Below are 15,437 nucleotides of genomic sequence, written 5' to 3'. Positions count from 1 at the left end.
GAATCACCCCCCACCCGAGAGATACACAAAGACACCCCGCTCTAAAAACGCCCCGACGCGAGATACAGTTCCATAGCGCCGAGATTCTAAAGCCCCGCACTCCCATGCCTATCTTTCGCGAGCAGGCCGCCCACGCGCAGCAACCCAACCCCTCAGTGCCCACGGCAATATCCTACGGGGAGTGGGCTGCCTGCTCGCGAACGATCGACATGGGAGGGCGGGGCTTTAGAAGCCCGGCGCTTTGGGACTGCATCTCGCGACGGCTCGTTTTTCGAGGCGGGCGCTTTGTTGCATTCCCGGCGTGGCGCAACTCGCGACGGCTCGTTCTTCGTCGCGGGCGCTTTGATTCATTCCCGGCGTGGTGCGAAAGGAGGGACTCGAACCCTCACGGTTTTACCCGCTGGAACCTAAATCCAGTGCGTCTACCAGTTCCGCCACTTTCGCAGGGCCGCACGCGATTCTAACCGCAGGGCAGGGCAAGCCCGGAAACGAAAACGCCCGGACGGGCCGGGCGCTTTCTTCGGGATGGTGGGCCGTCAAGGATTCGAACCTTGGACCTACTGATTAAGAGTCAGCTGCTCTACCAACTGAGCTAACGGCCCCGAACAACTCAAGTACAACCGAGCTGCGCATTCTAGCGGATTACGCCTTCCTGGCAAGCTCCACGGCATGCGCCGTGTCCGAACGAGTGGGGTGGCTGAGGGGATTCGAACCCCCGACCACTGGAATCACAATCCAGTACTCTAACCAACTGAGCTACAGCCACCACTGAAAACCTGTACCCGCCCGGCGCCGCGGATGGCGCGCCCGGCAGGAATCGAACCTGCAACCGCCGGCTTAGAAGGCCGGTGCTCTATCCGGTTGAGCTACGGGCGCACAACTCGGAGCCGCATCGCCTGCCGGACGGGGATGGTCGGGGTAGAGGGATTCGAACCCCCGACATCCTGCTCCCAAAGCAGGCGCGCTACCAGACTGCGCTATACCCCGGTGTGCTGGGTCGGTCCGGCATCGCCTCCAACTGCGGCCCGCCGGGCCCGGCTCCCGGGGTGCCCGGAGGCTCCCTGGAAGGCCGGCTATTGTCCGGAAAGCGCGCCGGGGCTGTCAATGCCGGCCGCGCGCGCAGGCTGGCGCAGCCGCGGGCGATAGGCGAAACTAGCGCGTTCCCCAGGGCCGGCAGGAGCGCCGGTTCCTCCCCTCATAAAACATCGTCGATTTCCGCCGCGGGCAGGAGCCCCGGCCGCAGGAGCCAGACCACCATGCAAGTTTCCGTCGAATCCACCGGCAACCTCGAGCGCCGCATGAACTTCAGCCTGCCGGCGGAGCAGCTGGAGTCCGGCGTCAGCGGCCGCCTGCGCGAGATCGCGCGCACCGCGAAGATGAAGGGCTTCCGCCCGGGCAAGATCCCGGCCAAGGTGATCGAGCAGCGCTTCGGCGAGCAGGTCAAGGCTGAAGTGCTCGGCGGCCTGGTGCGCCAGACCTTCGACTCTGCAGTGCGCGAGCACGACCTGCGCCTGGCAGGCAATCCGCGCATCGACCGCGCCGGCGATGGCGACCTGGAGTTCGTGGCCACTTTCGAGGTGGTGCCGGACTTCGGCGATGTCGACGTGACCAAGCTGACGGTCGTGCGCAATACCGCCGAGGTCACCGACGCCGACATCGACCAGATGATCGAGAACCTGCGCCTGCAGCGCCGCACCTGGAACAAGGTCGAGCGCGCGGCGAAGGAAGGCGACCTGGTCGCCGGCGCGTTATGGACCCAGTTCGAGGATTTCCGCCAGCCCGCCGAGGGCGTGGAGCAGTTCAGCGCGGTGATCGGCTCGGGCCAGCTCCTGCCCGCGCTGGAGAGCGCGCTGGCCGGACTGCAGCCGGGCGTGGAAGGCATCATCGACGTCGCCTTCCCGGAAGGCTGGCGCCAGCCGCAGCTGGCCGGCAAGACCGCCCAGGTGCACGTGACCCTGGCCCAGGTCTCCGAGCCGGTTCTGCCGGAGGTGGACGCGGCGTTCATCAAGAGCTTCGGGGTGCGCAGCGGGCAGATGGACAAGTTCCGTGACGACATCCGCAGCAACCTGGAGCGTGAGCTCAAGGGTGCGCTGATGGCGCGCCTGCGCCGCGAGGTCGGCGAGCAGTTGACCTCGACCTGGGCGCACGTGGAACTGCCGCCGCGCCTGGTCGAGAACGAGGCCCGCGGCATGCTCGCCCAGCAGTTGGATCAGGTCCGCCGCGGCGGTCGCGATCCCGGCCAGGTTCCCGCCAACGCCCACGAGGCGTTCCTGGAGCCGGCGCGCAAGCGCGTGCTGGCCGGCCTGCTGGTCGGCGAGGTGGCCCGCCGCCACGACCTGCGCCTGGACCCCAAGCGCGTGAACGAAACCCTGCGCCTGATCGCCTCGACCTACGAGCAGCCCGAGCAGGTCATTGAGATGTACCGCAACGACCCCCAGTTGATGCGGGGACTGCAGAACCGGGTGATGGAAGAGCAGGTGATCGACTGGATCGCCGAGCGCGCCCAGCACACGGTCACGCCGCTGTCGTTCCAGGAAGCGATCCGGGGATGATGGCGGCGGGTGCGGCCAGACCGCCGCGACCGCTATGCTGCCCGAGGGCGCCCGGAATTCCGGGCGCCGAGACCCCCGAATCCAGGCACGCCCAGGAGCGTACGCACCGATGAGCATGATCCCGACCAAAGCCCTCAACCTGGTCCCGATGGTGGTCGAGCAGACCAGCCGCGGCGAGCGCGCCTACGACATCTACTCGCGCCTGCTGAAGGAGCGGGTGATCTTCCTGGTCGGCCCGGTGGAGGACCACGTCGCCAACGTGATCATCGCGCAGATGCTGTTCCTGGAGGCCGAGAACCCCGAGAAGGACATCAGCCTGTACATCAACTCGCCGGGTGGCCTGGTCACCGCCGGCATGGCGATCTACGACACCATGCAGTACATCAAGCCGGACGTGAGCACGATCTGCGTCGGCCAGGCGGCGAGCATGGGCGCGGTGCTGCTGGCCGCCGGTGCCAAGGGCAAGCGTTATGCGCTGCCCAATTCGCGGGTGATGATCCACCAGCCGCTGGGCGGCTTCCAGGGCCAGGCCACCGACATCGACATCCACGCGCGCGAGATCCTGAGCATGCGCGCCAGGCTGAACGAAATCCTGGCCTACCACACGGGCCAGTCGATCGAGACCATCGCCCGCGACACCGAGCGGGACAACTTCAAGAGTGCCGCCGAGGCCAAGGCGTACGGCCTGGTCGACGAGGTGCTGGAGCGCCGCTCGGACGAGTCGATCCAGGCCGGTTGAGTCCGCTGGGCACCCCCTTCGCGGGCCGGTCTGCAGCGGCCGTCCCGCCCCCCGTTCCGCAAGGCCCGGAGCGCCGCTGGCGCGGTTCCGGCCCTGTGCTATTCTCGAACCGGAGTCCGTCTCACACGGGCTGCGATACTGGACACACGAAGCATGAGTGAAGACCGCCAAGGCCGTTCCGGCGACAGCAACAAGATCCTCTACTGCTCGTTCTGCGGTAAGAGCCAGCACGAGGTCCGCAAGCTGATCGCGGGCCCGAGCGTGTTCATCTGCGATGAATGCGTGGAGCTGTGCAACGACATCATCCGCGAGGAGCTGGAAGAGAAGGCCCAGTCCGCCCGCAGCTCGCTGCCCAAGCCGCGCGAGATCCTCGAGGTCCTGGACCAGTACGTGATCGGCCAGCAGCGGGCGAAGAAGACGCTCGCCGTCGCCGTGTACAACCACTACAAGCGGATCGAGAGCCGGCAGCGCAACGAGGACGTCGAGCTCGCCAAGTCCAACATCCTGCTCGTCGGCCCGACCGGTTCGGGCAAGACGCTGCTGGCCGAGACGCTGGCGCGGCTGCTCAACGTGCCGTTCACCATTGCCGATGCGACCACGCTGACCGAAGCCGGCTACGTCGGCGAGGACGTGGAGAACATCATCCAGAAGCTGCTGCAGAAGTGCGACTACGACGTCGACAAGGCGCAGCAGGGCATCGTCTACATCGACGAGATCGACAAGATCTCGCGCAAGAGCGAGAACCCGTCGATCACCCGCGACGTGTCCGGCGAGGGCGTGCAGCAGGCCCTGCTGAAGCTGATCGAGGGCACCGTGGCCAGCGTGCCGCCCCAGGGCGGACGCAAGCACCCGCAGCAGGAATTCCTGCAGGTCGACACCAAGAACATCCTGTTCATCGTCGGTGGTGCGTTCGCCGGGCTGGACAAGATCATCCAGCAGCGCAGCACCGAGGCCGGCGGCATTGGTTTCGGCGCCAAGGTGAAGAGCCAGGCGCGCAAGGCCGACACCGGCAAGCTGCTGGCCGAGGTCGAGCCGGAGGACCTGATCAAGTTCGGCCTGATCCCCGAGTTCGTCGGCCGCCTGCCGGTGGTGGCGACGCTCGAGGAGCTGGACGAGCCGGCGCTGGTCAAGATCCTGACCGAGCCGAAGAACGCCATCACCAAGCAGTTCCGCAAGCTGTTCGAGATGGAAGGGGTGGAGCTGGAGTTCCGGCCGGACGCCCTGGCGGCCATCGCCCGCAAGGCGCTCAAGCGCAAGACCGGCGCCCGCGGCCTGCGCACCATCGTCGAGTCGGTGCTGCTGGACACGATGTACGACTTGCCGTCGAAGGAAAATGTCAGCAAGGTCGTGGTCGACGAGTCGGTGATCGAGCACAAGACCGAGCCCTACCTGATCTACGAAACGCCGCCGGCCACGCCTAAGGTGGCCTCGGCCGAGTAGGTCGAGTTTCTGTTCAGGAAGTTGAAGAAGCCCCGGCGACGCCCGGGGCTTCTTCTATCCGGTTGATGGAAAAGGAAAACAGGGCCGCTTCTTGCAACGCCCGCGGGTTGACCCCATAACGGGGGCAGGACGGCCGCTGCCGTCATCCCCACACCCCCGGAGCCTGCATGTCCCGCCACCGATCCGACGCCCTGGAGCTGCCCGTCCTGCCACTGCGCGACGTGGTGGTGTTCCCGCACATGGTCATCTCGCTGTTCGTCGGGCGGGACAAGTCGATGCGCGCGCTGGAGCAGGCGATGGAGGCCGACAAGCAGATCCTGCTCGTCGCGCAGAAGTCCGCCGAAACCGACGACCCCGATGCCGGCGACCTCTACGCGATCGGCACGCTGGCGCAGGTCCTGCAGCTGCTGAAGCTGCCCGACGGCACGATCAAGGTGCTGGTCGAGGGCACCGCGCGCGTGCACGTGGACGGCATCGCCGAGCGCGACGGCGCGCTGCACGGGCGCGGCGAACTGGTCGAGGCCGGCAGCGGCCGCAGCGACCGCGAAGTGGAGGCGGTGGCGCGTACCCTGACCGGGCTGTTCGAACAGTACGTCAAGACCAATCGCAAGCTGCCGCCGGAGCTGCTGCAGACCTTGTCGGGGATCGACGATCCCGGCCGCCTGGCGGACACCATCTCCGCCCACATCGGCGTACGCCTGGCCGACAAGCAGCGCCTGCTCGAAAGCGCCGACGTCGGCGAGCGGCTGGAGCTTCTGGTCGGCCTGGTCGAGGGCGAAATCGACGTCCAGCAGATGGAGAAGCGCATCCGCGGCCGGGTCAAGTCGCAGATGGAGAAGAGCCAGCGCGAGTACTACCTCAACGAACAGATGAAGGCCATCCAGAAGGAGCTGGGCGACCTGGACGATGCGCCCGGCGAACTGGAGGAGCTGGTGCGCCGCGTCGCCGAGGCCGGCATGCCGAAGGCGGTGGAAGCCAAGGCGCGCGCCGAACTCAACAAGCTCAAGCAGATGTCGCCGATGTCGGCCGAGGCCGCGGTGGTGCGCAACTACCTGGACTGGCTGCTGGGCGTGCCATGGAAGAAGCGCAGCAAGGTTCGCAAGGACCTCAAGGCCGCGCAGGACACGCTCGATGCCGACCATTACGGGCTGGAGAAGGTCAAGGAGCGCATCCTCGAATACCTGGCGGTGCAGTCGCGGGTGAAGCAGATGAAGGGGCCGATCCTGTGCCTGGTCGGCCCGCCGGGCGTGGGCAAGACCTCGCTGGGCCAATCGATCGCCAAGGCCACCAACCGCAAGTTCGTGCGCATGTCGCTGGGCGGCGTGCGCGACGAGGCCGAGATCCGCGGCCATCGCCGCACCTACGTCGGCTCGATGCCGGGCCGGATCGTGCAGAACCTCAACAAGGTCGGCACCCGCAACCCGCTGTTCGTGCTCGACGAGATCGACAAGATGTCGATGGACTTCCGCGGCGACCCGTCTTCGGCGCTGCTGGAGGTGCTCGACCCCGAACAGAACCATTCCTTCAACGACCACTACCTCGAAGTGGACCTCGACCTGTCCGAGGTGATGTTCGTGGCGACCTCCAACTCGCTGAACATCCCCGGCCCGCTGCTGGACCGCATGGAGGTCATCCGCATCCCCGGCTACACCGAGGACGAGAAGCTCAGCATCGCGCTGCGTTACCTGGTGCCCAAGCAGCTCAAGGCCAACGGCCTCAAGCCGGAGGAGCTGGCCATCGCCGAGGATGCAGTGCGCGACATCGTCCGCTACTACACGCGCGAATCCGGCGTGCGCAACCTCGAACGCGAGATCGCCAAGATCTGCCGCAAGGTGGTCAAGGAGATCGCGCTGCGCGGTCCGCAGCCGGTGAAGAAGGCGGCCAGGAAGACCTCCGCGCGCAAGGCGAAGGCCGCGGTGGTGCAGGTCTCGGCGAGGAACCTGGACAAGTACCTGGGCGTGCGCCGCTTCGACTATGGCCGCGCCGAGGAACAGAACGAAGTCGGCCTGGTCACCGGCCTGGCCTGGACCGAGGTCGGCGGCGACCTGCTGCAGATCGAAGCCACGCTGGTGCCCGGCAAGGGCCAGCTGATCCTGACCGGCCAGCTTGGCGACGTGATGAAGGAATCGGCGTCGGCCGCGCTCTCGGTGGTGCGCGCGCGTGCCGAGGCGCTGGGCATCGAGGTCGACTTCCTGCAGAAGCACGACGTGCACCTGCACGTGCCGGACGGCGCCACGCCCAAGGACGGTCCGAGTGCGGGCATCGCCATGGTCACCGCGCTGGTATCCACGCTGACCAAGGTGCCGGTGCGGGCCGACATCGCCATGACCGGCGAGATCACCCTGCGCGGCAAGGTCACGGCCATCGGCGGCCTGAAGGAGAAGCTGCTGGCCGCCCTGCGTGGCGGCATCCGCACCGTGATGATCCCGGAAGAGAACCGCAAGGACCTGGCCGACATCCCCGCAAACGTCACCGACGGCCTGAAGATCGTCCCGGTGCGCTGGATCGACGAAGTGCTCGACCTGGCCCTGGAGCGGCCGTTGCGCCCGGTCGCCGGGAAGGCCGGCACGCGCGGCGGCAGGAGTGGCGGCCGCCGCCAGCGTCCCGCGGAAGACCAGACCGGCGTGAAGCACTGAGGAACGGTCGTGCGAATGCAACGGCGCGGGGTCAAAACCCGCGCCGTTGCTGCATTTCCAGCTTGCCGCAGGGGGGCGGCGCCCTGTATAACGGGCGCACCCGCCGGCGGCCGAGGCTGCGCGGTGGCACCGGACCAACGGGGTCGCCCTGCATAGTGCGGGTCCCGGTCACCCATCTCGCGGCGCGGCCGCACAGGGAGCAAAACGAATGAACAAAACCGATCTGGTCGATGCCGTCTCCATCGAAGCCGAAGTCACCAAGGCCGAGGCCGCCCGTGCGGTGGATGCGGTCATCAACAGCATCACCAAGGCGCTGAAGAAGGGCGACGCGGTGACGCTGGTGGGCTTCGGAACCTTCCAGGTCCGCAAGCGCGCCGCCCGTACCGGCCGCAACCCGAAGACCGGCGAGACCATCAAGATCAAGGCCTCGAAGAACCCCGCGTTCAAGGCTGGCAAGGCCCTGAAGGACGCTGTAAACTAATCGACCCGCCGCCAAGGGCAGGGTGCATGCACCCGGGTGCTTAGCTCAGCGGTAGAGCGTCGCCCTTACAAGGCGAGGGTCGGGGGTTCGAAACCCTCAGCACCCACCAGTTTTCCGGTGCGGCGCGGTAAAAAAATTGTTCGATGGTCTAGCGCGGATGCCGCAGCCAACGTACAATAGCTGTCTCGATGCGGAGTGGTAGTTCAGTCGGTTAGAATGCTGGCCTGTCACGCCGGAGGTCGCGGGTTCGAGTCCCGTCCACTCCGCCACTATCTGGAAGGCCCCCGCGAAAGCGGGGGCCTTTCTCTTTTCGGGCCCGGAACGGCGCCGGAGCCGCCCTGCGGCCGGCGCCGGCGCGCACGCCGACTAGGGCGCCGCGTCGGGTTACACTGCGCCGCTTGTCTTCCAACGCTTATCTGACTGGGCCGCACAATGCTGCAGAAACTTCGCGACCGGACATCGGGATGGGTCGCCACGATCATCATCGCGCTGCTGATGGTTCCCTTCCTGTTCGTGATCGACCACAGCTACCTCGGTGGCGTGGGTGCCAACAACGTGGCCCAGGTCAAGGCGCCGCCGAAATGGTGGGAGGGCGCGCCCGGCTGGTGGCCGGTGTCGATGTTCTGGGAACACCGCGAGGTCGGCGTCAACGAGTTCCGCCAGCGCTTCGAACAGGAGCGCATGCGCCAGCGCCAGGAGCAGGGCGAGGCGTTCGATCCGCGCACGTTCGAGACGGTGGAGAACAAGCGCAGGGTCCTGGACCAACTGATCGACGAAAAGGCCCTGCAGCTGGCCGCCGAGCGCGCCGGCGTGGTCGTCGGCGACGACGCGGTGCGCGAGTACATCGCCACGATCCCGGCCTTCCAGGTCGACGGCAAGTTCGACCCCAATCGCTACCAGCTGGCGCTGGCCTCGCAGGTGCCCGCGCGCACGCCCGAGCAGTTCCAGGAACTGGTGCGCGAATCGCTGCAGCAGTCGCTGATCCCGCTGGCGGTGGGTACGTCCGCGTTCGTGACCGATGCCGAGTTCGACCGCATCGTGCGCCTGTCCGGCGAGAAAAGGGACGTGGAACTGGCGCTGCTGCCAGCCACGCCCGAGGACACGGCTCCGGTCGGCGACGAGGAGATCAAGGCGTGGTACGACGCCCATCCGGCCGATTTCACCCGGCCAGAGTCCGTCACCATCGAGTACGTGGAAGTCGACGGCAGCCGCCTGCCGGCGCCGGCGCCGGCCGACGAGGCCACGCTGCGCAAGCGCTATGACGAAGAGAAAGCGCGTTTCGTCGAGCCGGAGCAGCGGCTGGCATCGCACATCCTGGTGCGCGTGGACGCCGGTGCCGATGCGGCCGCGCTGAAGGCCGCCGAAGAAAAGGCACAGCGGCTGGCGGAGGAGGCCAAGGCGCCGGGCGCCGATTTCGCCGCGCTGGCCAAGGCCAATTCCGAGGATCCGGGTTCGCGCGACAGCGGCGGCGACCTGGGCTGGGTCGAGCGCGGCGCCATGGTGGCGCCGTTCGAGGAGGCCCTGTTCGCGATGCAGCCGGGCGAGGTGCGCGGCCCGGTGAAGACCGACTTCGGCTTCCACGTGCTGCAGCTGCGCGAGCTCAAGCAGGGCGCGCAGGTGCCGTTCGAGCAGGCCCGCGAGGAGCTGGCGCGCGAACAGGCCCAGGCCGACCGCGAGCGCGCCTTCAGCGACCTCACCGGCCGGCTGACCGACCTGGTCTACCAGAACCCGTCGTCGCTGGCCCCGGCGGCCGAACAGGTCGGCCTGCAGGTGCAGAAGCTCGGTCCGTTCACCCGCGACGACACCGTCGGCATCGGTGCATCGCCGGAGGTGAAGAAGGCCGCCTTCTCCGAGGCGATGATCCAGGACGGTACCGCCAGCGATCCGATCGAGCTGGGTCCGGAGCACAGCGTAGTGGTGCGCGTGCTCGAACATACCCCGGAGCAGCCGCGGCCGCTGGCCGAGGTGCGCGACCAGGTGATCGCTGCGATCCGCGCCGACCGTCGCGAGAAGGCCGCGATCGCCGCCGCCGACGCGCTGGTCAAGCGCCTGCAGTCGGGCGAAGCGATGAGTGCGGTGGCCGCGTCGGTGGGTGCCGAAACCGCGCCCTTGCCGGGCCTTCCGCGCGGCGTTCCGGCGCCGTCGCCCGAGGCCAACCGGGCGATCTTCGCCGTGGCCGCCCCGGGCGAAGGCAAGCCGGCGGCCGGCCGCTTCTCGCTGCCGGACGGGCGCCAGGCGCTGTTCAGCGTCACCGCGGTGCATCCGGGTGACCCGGCGGAACTGCAGGCGCAGCAGCGCGACATGCTGCGCAACCAGTTCGAGCAGATCGACGGAGGCGCGGCCGCCGAAGCCTATGTGCGCGAGGTGCGCAAGCGCTTCGAGGTGCAGGTCGAGGAAAGCCAGCTTTGACTGGCTGACCGCATCGCCGCGTTCGCCGACCGGCGGACGTGACGATGGCTGGCGACGCGAAGGGCGCGGAGCATGTCTCCGCGCCCTTCGACGTACTTGGCTGGGCATCGCGATCGCGGAGCGGGCGCAACGCTGCACGGTTGCCGGTGGTCCCGGCGATGCATGCGGCTGGACGTCACTGCACTCGCAGCACCATGCCCGGGCGTAGCACGCTGGTCGCCTGCAGGCCGTTGAGTTCGAGCAGGCGCCGCGTGCTGACGCCGTAGCGCTTGGCGATGCTCCAGGCCGAATCGCCCTTGCGCACGGTATGGGTGGCCTGCGTTGCCGCATGTTCCGCGTCGTCCGGCACGGGCCCGGAGTCGACGGTCGATGCCGGCGCCGCCACCGCGTTCGCCGGAACCAGGGCCCAGGGTGCGCCGCGGCTTGGCCAGCGCCCGGCCAGCGAGGGGTTCAGCCGGCGCAGGGTGGCGGCGTCCTGCCCATGGCTGCGTGCCCACGCATCGAGCGACCGCGCGCCCTCCAGCGGGCGCGCCTGCAGCCGCACCACCGGCTGGTCGAGGCCGGCACGCCATTGCGGCTGTTCGCCCGCTTCCTCGACCAGGCAGGCCAGCGCATGCAGTTTTTCGGCGTAGGCGTAAGTCACCGGCGCCAGGCCCTTCAGGGTGGCGGGCGTGGCGGTCGCCGCCTCGGCGCCGCTCTTGCGCAGGGCATTCAGTACACGATATTCGCCGGCGTTGTACGCCATCGCGGTCAGCCGCCAGTTGCCCTCGAAGCGCTGGTGCAGCGACTTCAGGTACTGCACCGCCGCGCGCGTGGATTCGGCTGGCGACAGCCGCGCGTCATAGCCCGGCTCGATACGGATGCCATGGTGGCGCGCGGTCACGCCGACGAACTGCCACATCCCGGCCGGGCCCGCCTTGCTCCTGGCGCCAGGCGCGTAGCCGCTCTCGATGAACGGGACCAGCGCGAATTCGGTGGGCAGCCCCGCCTCGCGCAGCGAATCGACGACGAAGCCGAACAGCATCAAGGTGTCCGAATCCACCTGGCCCAGGCGCCGGGGTGCATGCGCGAAGTGCTTGCGCCAGCGCGCCTGGGCGTTGTCGCAGCCGGGTTCGGCCAGGCCTGCCAGGAACGCTTCGTAGATCGCCAGCCCGCTGTCCGCCGGAGCTGGCCCGGCGCCTGGCGTGGAGGCGGCTTCCGTAGTCGGTTGCGCGTGCGTGGCGGCGTCGGCCACGCCTGCCTGCGGGGGAGCCTGGGCGGATGCCGTTCCGGCAGGCGTGCCGGCACCCGCGTCCGTGCCGGATTCCTGGCCGGCAGGCACCGAAGGCGCTGTCGCGCAGCCTTGCAGCATCAGGGCCGCCGCCAGCAGGAGGGCGGGCAAAGCGAGGCGATCGGGGGTCATCCGCGGAATTCGTCCTTCCAGCCGCGCAGCGCGGCAAAAGTCTCCACCTCGTCGGCCGGCGCACGGCCGAGCCGGTGCGCAACCGCATCCCTGACCGTCGCGATGTCGCAGCGCAGGAAGGGATTGCAGTCGCGTTCGCTGGCGAGCGTGGTGGGCAGGGTGGGAACGGCGGACGCGCGCTGGCGCACGGCCTCGGCGCGGCGCAGGGCCAGGGCGGCATTGTCCGGCTCGACCTCGCAGGCGAAGCGCGCGTTGGCCAGGGTGTATTCGTGCCCGCAGCACACGCGCGTGTCGCCGGGCAACGCGGCCAGGCGCTGCAGGGATCCGTGCATCTGCGCGGCGGTGCCTTCGAACATCCGACCGCAGCCGAGGCTGAAGAGCGTGTCGCCGCAGAACAGGTGGCCGTGCACGAGGTAGGCGACATGGCTGCGGGTGTGGCCCGGCACCGACAGCACGCGCACGTGTTGGTCGAGCAGCTGCAGGCGCGAGCCTTCGCCGACCCGTTCGCAATCCAGCGCGATGCGGCTGTCGTCCGGCGCGAACACCGGCAGCCCGGGCCAGCGTTCCAGCAGGGCCGGCACTCCGCCGCAATGGTCGGGATGGTGGTGGGTCAGCAGGATCGCCGTCGGCTCCAGGCCCTCGCTGGCCGCGGCCAGCACCGGCGCAGCGTCGCCCGGGTCGACCACGAGCGCGCGCCGCGCGTCCCGCAGGACCCAGATGTAGTTGTCCTCGAATGCGGGCAATGCACTGAGTCGCATAGAATCGCGACCATGCCCGCCGTCGTGTCCAGCCGTCAACCCGGCGCCTCGCTCCGGTTCAGCGGAAAGGAGGCGCAGTGGCTGCTGGCCGAGGAGCGGCGCTGGCTGGCCGCCCAGCTGGCCAGCCGCCCGGCGCGCCCGTGGTTGTGGCTGGCGCCGGAGTCTTCGGTCGCCGCCGACGACTGGCCCCGACCACCACCTCGCGGGCTGCTGCTGCACGAGCGCGGCGCCGGCTACGGCGGCACCGTGCGCTGCGGCCTGCCGCTGCCCCTGCCGAACGAATGCCTGGGCGACGTAGTGCTCCAGCATCCGGGGCCGCGTGGTGCCGCCGCGCTGGTGGAGGAATGCGCGCGCGTGCTGGTCGATGGCGGTCGCCTGTGGCTGTTCCTGGTCAATCCATGGAGCCCGTACCGGTTGCGGCGGCCGCGCGACCTTCCACCCGCGCACGCGGCATGGCAGCAGCACCTGCGTTCGCAGGGGATGCAGGTGGACATGGCGTGTTTCATCGGCCCGGGCTGGCGGATGGCGCCGCCGCGGGGCGCACAGGCCTCGGCCTGGCCGTTGCGCGCCTGCCGGGTGATCGTGGCCGAGAAGCGCGGGCTGGCGCCGGTGGCGCCCGCGCCGGTGGCGTGGCGCCACGGCGCCGCACCCGCGGCATGAATGCAATGACAGGGATGCAATGAAGAAGATCGAGATCCATACCGACGGCGCCTGCCTGGGCAACCCCGGACCCGGGGGCTGGGCCGCGCTGCTGCGCTACAACGCCCACGAGCGCGAGCTCGCCGGCGGCGAGCCGGGGACCACCAACAACCGCATGGAGCTGATGGCCGCGATCATGGGCCTGGAAGCCTTGAGCGAGCCCTGCGAGGTGATGCTGCAGACCGATTCGCAGTACGTGCGCCAGGGGATCACCGAGTGGATGCCCGGCTGGGTACGGCGCGGCTGGAAGACCGCCGGCGGCGACCCGGTCAAGAACCGCGACCTGTGGGAGCGGCTGCACGCCGCCGCCGCGCGCCACCGGATCGACTGGCGCTGGGTCAAGGGCCACAACGGCGATCCGGACAACGAGCGGGTCGACGAGCTCGCGCGGCTGGCGGCGCAGCAGGTGCGCGACGCCAGCGCGGTACACTGACCGCGCATGCGCCAGATCATCCTCGATACCGAAACCACCGGCCTGGAGTGGAAGAAGGGCAACCGCGTGGTCGAAATCGGCTGCGTCGAGCTACTCGAACGCCGCCCCAGCGGCCGCAACTTCCACCGCTACCTCAAGCCCGACTGCGACTTCGAGCCCGGCGCCCAGGAGGTGACCGGACTGACCCTGGAGTTCCTCGCCGACAAGCCGGTGTTCGAGGACGTGGTCGACGAGTTCCTCGAATACATCGACGGTGCCGAACTCATCATCCACAACGCGGCATTCGACCTGGGCTTCCTCGACTCGGAACTGTCGCGCGCCGGCAGCCACTACGGACGCATCCTCGACCGCGCCACCGTGGTCGACACCCTGCTGCTGGCGCGCGAGCGCTTCCCCGGGCAGCGCAACTCGCTCGATGCGCTGTGCAAGCGGCTGGGCGTGGACAACTCCCATCGCCAGCTGCACGGCGCGCTGCTCGATGCGCAGATCCTCGCCGACGTCTACGTCGCCCTGACGTCGGGGCAGGAAGAGATCGGTTTCGCCGAGGCGCAGCCGGCCTCGCGACCGGCCGCCGTGGTGAGCTTCATGCCGGTGGCCGGCGAGCGCCCGCGCATCGTGGCCGCGGCCGAGGAGCAGGAGGCGCACCTGCGCCGCCTGGCGACCCTGCGCAAGAAGGCCGGCCGCACGCTATGGGACGAGGTGGTGGAGCCGCTGGTGGTGGAAGCGGCCGTCGGCTGAGCCGGGGCGGCCGCGACGGCCGGCTACTGGCAGCGCACCAGCACCGCGGTGACGTTGTCCGAACCGCCGCCGTCCAGGGCCGCGGCGACCAGGGTGTCCACGCATTCCTGGGCACTGCAGTCCGGTTCGCCGAGGGTCTGGGCGATGTGCCGGTCGTCCACTTCTTCGGTCAGCCCGTCGCTGCACAGCAGCAGCTGCATGCCCGGGCGCAGTTCCCCGGCCATGGTCGACACGTTCAGGTGGTTGGGGTCGGTCACGCCCAGCGCCTGGGTGACCACGTTGCGGTGCGGGTGGGAGCGCGCCTGTTCCGGGGTCAGGGTGCCCTGCGCGATCAGGTCCTGGACGTAGCTGTGGTCCTGGCTGAGCTGGGCCAGCTTGCCCTCGCGCCACAGGTACGCCCGGCTGTCGCCGACCCAGGCCACCTCGAAGCGCTGCCCCTGCACGCGCGCGGCGACCACCGTGGTGCCCATCGGCAGGGCGTCGTTGCGCCGGCGCGACACGCGGATGATCTCCTCGTCGGCGATGCGGATGGCCTGGGTCAGCGGCGTGCCGCTGCGGATCTCGCGCACGATGGTTTCCCGCGCCAGCGCGCTGGCGACCTCGCCGCACGCATGTCCCCCCATCCCGTCCGCCACCAGCCACAGGCCGAGCTCGCCATCCCCGTAATAGGTGTCTTCGTTGAGCTGCCGGCGCAGGCCGACGTGGGTCAGGTGTCCGAATTCGATCATGTCTTCCCAGTGGCTGGGGCTTCAAGGATGCATACGCGATCATCCGGGCGGACAGGCCAGCCGGCAAGGCGATGCGGCCGGCCCCTTCATGGTCGGTATCGGCGGGGACCCCACGCGGGTTGAGCGGGTAGCGACGGCTTGTCGGACGCGGGCCGGCCCCGTATCATTCACGCCCCCGGCCATGCCGGGGACCGCGGAGAGGTGGCAGAGCGGTTGAATGTACCTGACTCGAAATCAGGCAGGCGTTTATAGCGCCTCGAGGGTTCGAATCCCTCCCTCTCCGCCAATTTTCCAGGCCAGCAAGTTCCCCCGACCCTGCATCCCTTCATCGAAGGTTCGTATCAGGGAGGGATTTGAACCCAAGGGTTCGACAAACCGGCGCAGCCGGTTTGCACGGTGGCGCAGCCACCGCCCGAAGGGCG

At 68.8% G+C, this 15,437-nt stretch carries 12 protein-coding genes and 8 tRNA genes; 12 read left to right on the top strand and 8 right to left on the bottom strand.

Annotation, left to right across the window (positions count from 1 at the left end; translation table 11 throughout):
* Nucleotides 1-359: 359 nt before the first annotated feature.
* The 5 genes from CSC66_RS16715 to CSC66_RS16695 form a co-directional block, all read right to left on the bottom strand.
* Nucleotides 360-444, bottom strand: a tRNA-Leu gene (locus CSC66_RS16715).
* Nucleotides 445-526: 82 nt separating this feature from the next.
* Nucleotides 527-602 (bottom strand) — tRNA-Lys (locus tag CSC66_RS16710).
* Between the two features lie 87 nt (nucleotides 603-689).
* Nucleotides 690-766 (bottom strand) — tRNA-His (locus CSC66_RS16705).
* 33 nt (nucleotides 767-799) lie between these two features.
* A tRNA-Arg gene (locus CSC66_RS16700) sits at nucleotides 800-876 on the bottom strand.
* Nucleotides 877-910: 34 nt separating this feature from the next.
* Nucleotides 911-987 (bottom strand) — tRNA-Pro (locus CSC66_RS16695).
* 269 nt (nucleotides 988-1,256) lie between these two features.
* On the opposite strand from CSC66_RS16695, the gene tig reads away from it, so the two are divergent.
* From tig to CSC66_RS16655, 8 genes are all read left to right on the top strand, one after another.
* Nucleotides 1,257-2,552 carry a trigger factor gene (tig, locus tag CSC66_RS16690; RefSeq protein ID WP_162378543.1) on the top strand — a complete coding sequence of 432 codons (1,296 nt, stop codon included), beginning with the start codon at nucleotides 1,257-1,259 and terminating at the stop codon, nucleotides 2,550-2,552.
* A 115-nt stretch (nucleotides 2,553-2,667) separates the two neighbouring features.
* On the top strand, nucleotides 2,668-3,291 hold the full coding sequence (gene clpP, locus CSC66_RS16685) for an ATP-dependent Clp endopeptidase proteolytic subunit ClpP (protein ID WP_374319455.1): 624 nt from the start codon (nucleotides 2,668-2,670) through the stop codon (nucleotides 3,289-3,291).
* A gap of 153 nt (nucleotides 3,292-3,444) precedes the next feature.
* Complete coding sequence (gene clpX / locus CSC66_RS16680; RefSeq protein WP_162378541.1) at nucleotides 3,445-4,731, top strand: ATP-dependent Clp protease ATP-binding subunit ClpX; 1,287 nt, start codon at nucleotides 3,445-3,447, stop codon at nucleotides 4,729-4,731.
* Nucleotides 4,732-4,898: 167 nt separating this feature from the next.
* Complete coding sequence (gene lon, locus CSC66_RS16675) at nucleotides 4,899-7,367, top strand: endopeptidase La (RefSeq protein WP_162378540.1); 2,469 nt, start codon at nucleotides 4,899-4,901, stop codon at nucleotides 7,365-7,367.
* Nucleotides 7,368-7,515: 148 nt separating this feature from the next.
* A complete protein-coding gene (locus CSC66_RS16670; RefSeq protein WP_274381883.1) occupies nucleotides 7,516-7,848 on the top strand; it encodes an HU family DNA-binding protein in 333 nt (110 codons plus the stop codon).
* Nucleotides 7,849-7,882: 34 nt separating this feature from the next.
* Nucleotides 7,883-7,957 (top strand) — tRNA-Val (locus tag CSC66_RS16665).
* 83 nt (nucleotides 7,958-8,040) lie between these two features.
* Nucleotides 8,041-8,117: transfer RNA gene (locus tag CSC66_RS16660), tRNA-Asp, on the top strand.
* A gap of 163 nt (nucleotides 8,118-8,280) precedes the next feature.
* Nucleotides 8,281-10,257 carry a peptidyl-prolyl cis-trans isomerase gene (locus CSC66_RS16655; RefSeq protein ID WP_162378538.1) on the top strand — a complete coding sequence of 659 codons (1,977 nt, stop codon included), beginning with the start codon at nucleotides 8,281-8,283 and terminating at the stop codon, nucleotides 10,255-10,257.
* Between the two features lie 175 nt (nucleotides 10,258-10,432).
* Here the strand turns inward: CSC66_RS16655 and CSC66_RS16650 are convergent, their stop codons facing one another.
* Both CSC66_RS16650 and gloB read right to left on the bottom strand, forming a co-directional pair.
* Nucleotides 10,433-11,659, bottom strand: a complete 1,227-nt coding sequence (locus tag CSC66_RS16650; protein WP_162378537.1) for a lytic transglycosylase domain-containing protein — start codon at nucleotides 11,657-11,659, stop codon at nucleotides 10,433-10,435.
* Nucleotides 11,656-12,417, bottom strand: coding sequence for a hydroxyacylglutathione hydrolase (gloB, locus tag CSC66_RS16645; RefSeq protein ID WP_162378536.1), 762 nt, complete (start codon nucleotides 12,415-12,417; stop codon nucleotides 11,656-11,658). Before gloB ends, CSC66_RS16650 begins: the two co-directional genes overlap by 4 nt.
* A gap of 12 nt (nucleotides 12,418-12,429) precedes the next feature.
* On the opposite strand from gloB, the gene CSC66_RS16640 reads away from it, so the two are divergent.
* The 3 genes from CSC66_RS16640 to dnaQ are packed head-to-tail and all read left to right on the top strand — an operon-like array spanning nucleotide 12,430 to nucleotide 14,287.
* A complete protein-coding gene (locus CSC66_RS16640; RefSeq protein WP_162378535.1) occupies nucleotides 12,430-13,077 on the top strand; it encodes a hypothetical protein in 648 nt (215 codons plus the stop codon).
* Nucleotides 13,078-13,096: 19 nt separating this feature from the next.
* Nucleotides 13,097-13,549 carry a ribonuclease HI gene (rnhA, locus tag CSC66_RS16635; protein ID WP_162378534.1) on the top strand — a complete coding sequence of 151 codons (453 nt, stop codon included), beginning with the start codon at nucleotides 13,097-13,099 and terminating at the stop codon, nucleotides 13,547-13,549.
* Between the two features lie 6 nt (nucleotides 13,550-13,555).
* A complete protein-coding gene (gene dnaQ / locus CSC66_RS16630) occupies nucleotides 13,556-14,287 on the top strand; it encodes a DNA polymerase III subunit epsilon (RefSeq protein ID WP_162378533.1) in 732 nt (243 codons plus the stop codon).
* A 23-nt stretch (nucleotides 14,288-14,310) separates the two neighbouring features.
* On the opposite strand, the gene CSC66_RS16625 is transcribed toward dnaQ, so the two are convergent.
* Nucleotides 14,311-15,015 (bottom strand): PP2C family protein-serine/threonine phosphatase, encoded by a 705-nt coding sequence (locus tag CSC66_RS16625; RefSeq protein WP_162378532.1) that lies wholly within the window; start codon nucleotides 15,013-15,015, stop codon nucleotides 14,311-14,313.
* A 195-nt stretch (nucleotides 15,016-15,210) separates the two neighbouring features.
* Here CSC66_RS16625 and CSC66_RS16620 point away from each other — a divergent pair.
* A tRNA-Ser gene (locus CSC66_RS16620) sits at nucleotides 15,211-15,301 on the top strand.
* The last annotated feature ends 136 nt before the right edge of the window (nucleotides 15,302-15,437 follow it).

Source organism: Pseudoxanthomonas kaohsiungensis (assembly GCF_010211765.1).
GTDB lineage: Bacteria > Pseudomonadota > Gammaproteobacteria > Xanthomonadales > Xanthomonadaceae > Pseudoxanthomonas > Pseudoxanthomonas kaohsiungensis.
This window is presented reverse-complemented; position numbering and strand designations above follow the sequence as displayed.

Excerpts from the sequence above, each read along its gene's own strand:
- CSC66_RS16640 (WP_162378535.1), top strand. The coding sequence starts at position 12,430 with ATGCCCGCCGTCGTGTCCAGCCGTCAACCCGGCGCCTCGCTCCGGTTC.
- CSC66_RS16655 (WP_162378538.1), top strand. The coding sequence starts at position 8,281 with ATGCTGCAGAAACTTCGCGACCGGACATCGGGATGGGTCGCCACGATC.
- CSC66_RS16650 (WP_162378537.1), bottom strand. The coding sequence starts at position 11,659 with ATGACCCCCGATCGCCTCGCTTTGCCCGCCCTCCTGCTGGCGGCGGCC.
- clpX (WP_162378541.1), top strand. The coding sequence starts at position 3,445 with ATGAGTGAAGACCGCCAAGGCCGTTCCGGCGACAGCAACAAGATCCTC.
- tig (WP_162378543.1), top strand. The coding sequence starts at position 1,257 with ATGCAAGTTTCCGTCGAATCCACCGGCAACCTCGAGCGCCGCATGAAC.
- rnhA (WP_162378534.1), top strand. The coding sequence starts at position 13,097 with ATGAAGAAGATCGAGATCCATACCGACGGCGCCTGCCTGGGCAACCCC.
- gloB (WP_162378536.1), bottom strand. The coding sequence starts at position 12,417 with ATGCGACTCAGTGCATTGCCCGCATTCGAGGACAACTACATCTGGGTC.
- dnaQ (WP_162378533.1), top strand. The coding sequence starts at position 13,556 with ATGCGCCAGATCATCCTCGATACCGAAACCACCGGCCTGGAGTGGAAG.
- clpP (WP_374319455.1), top strand. The coding sequence starts at position 2,668 with ATGATCCCGACCAAAGCCCTCAACCTGGTCCCGATGGTGGTCGAGCAG.
- CSC66_RS16625 (WP_162378532.1), bottom strand. The coding sequence starts at position 15,015 with ATGATCGAATTCGGACACCTGACCCACGTCGGCCTGCGCCGGCAGCTC.
- lon (WP_162378540.1), top strand. The coding sequence starts at position 4,899 with ATGTCCCGCCACCGATCCGACGCCCTGGAGCTGCCCGTCCTGCCACTG.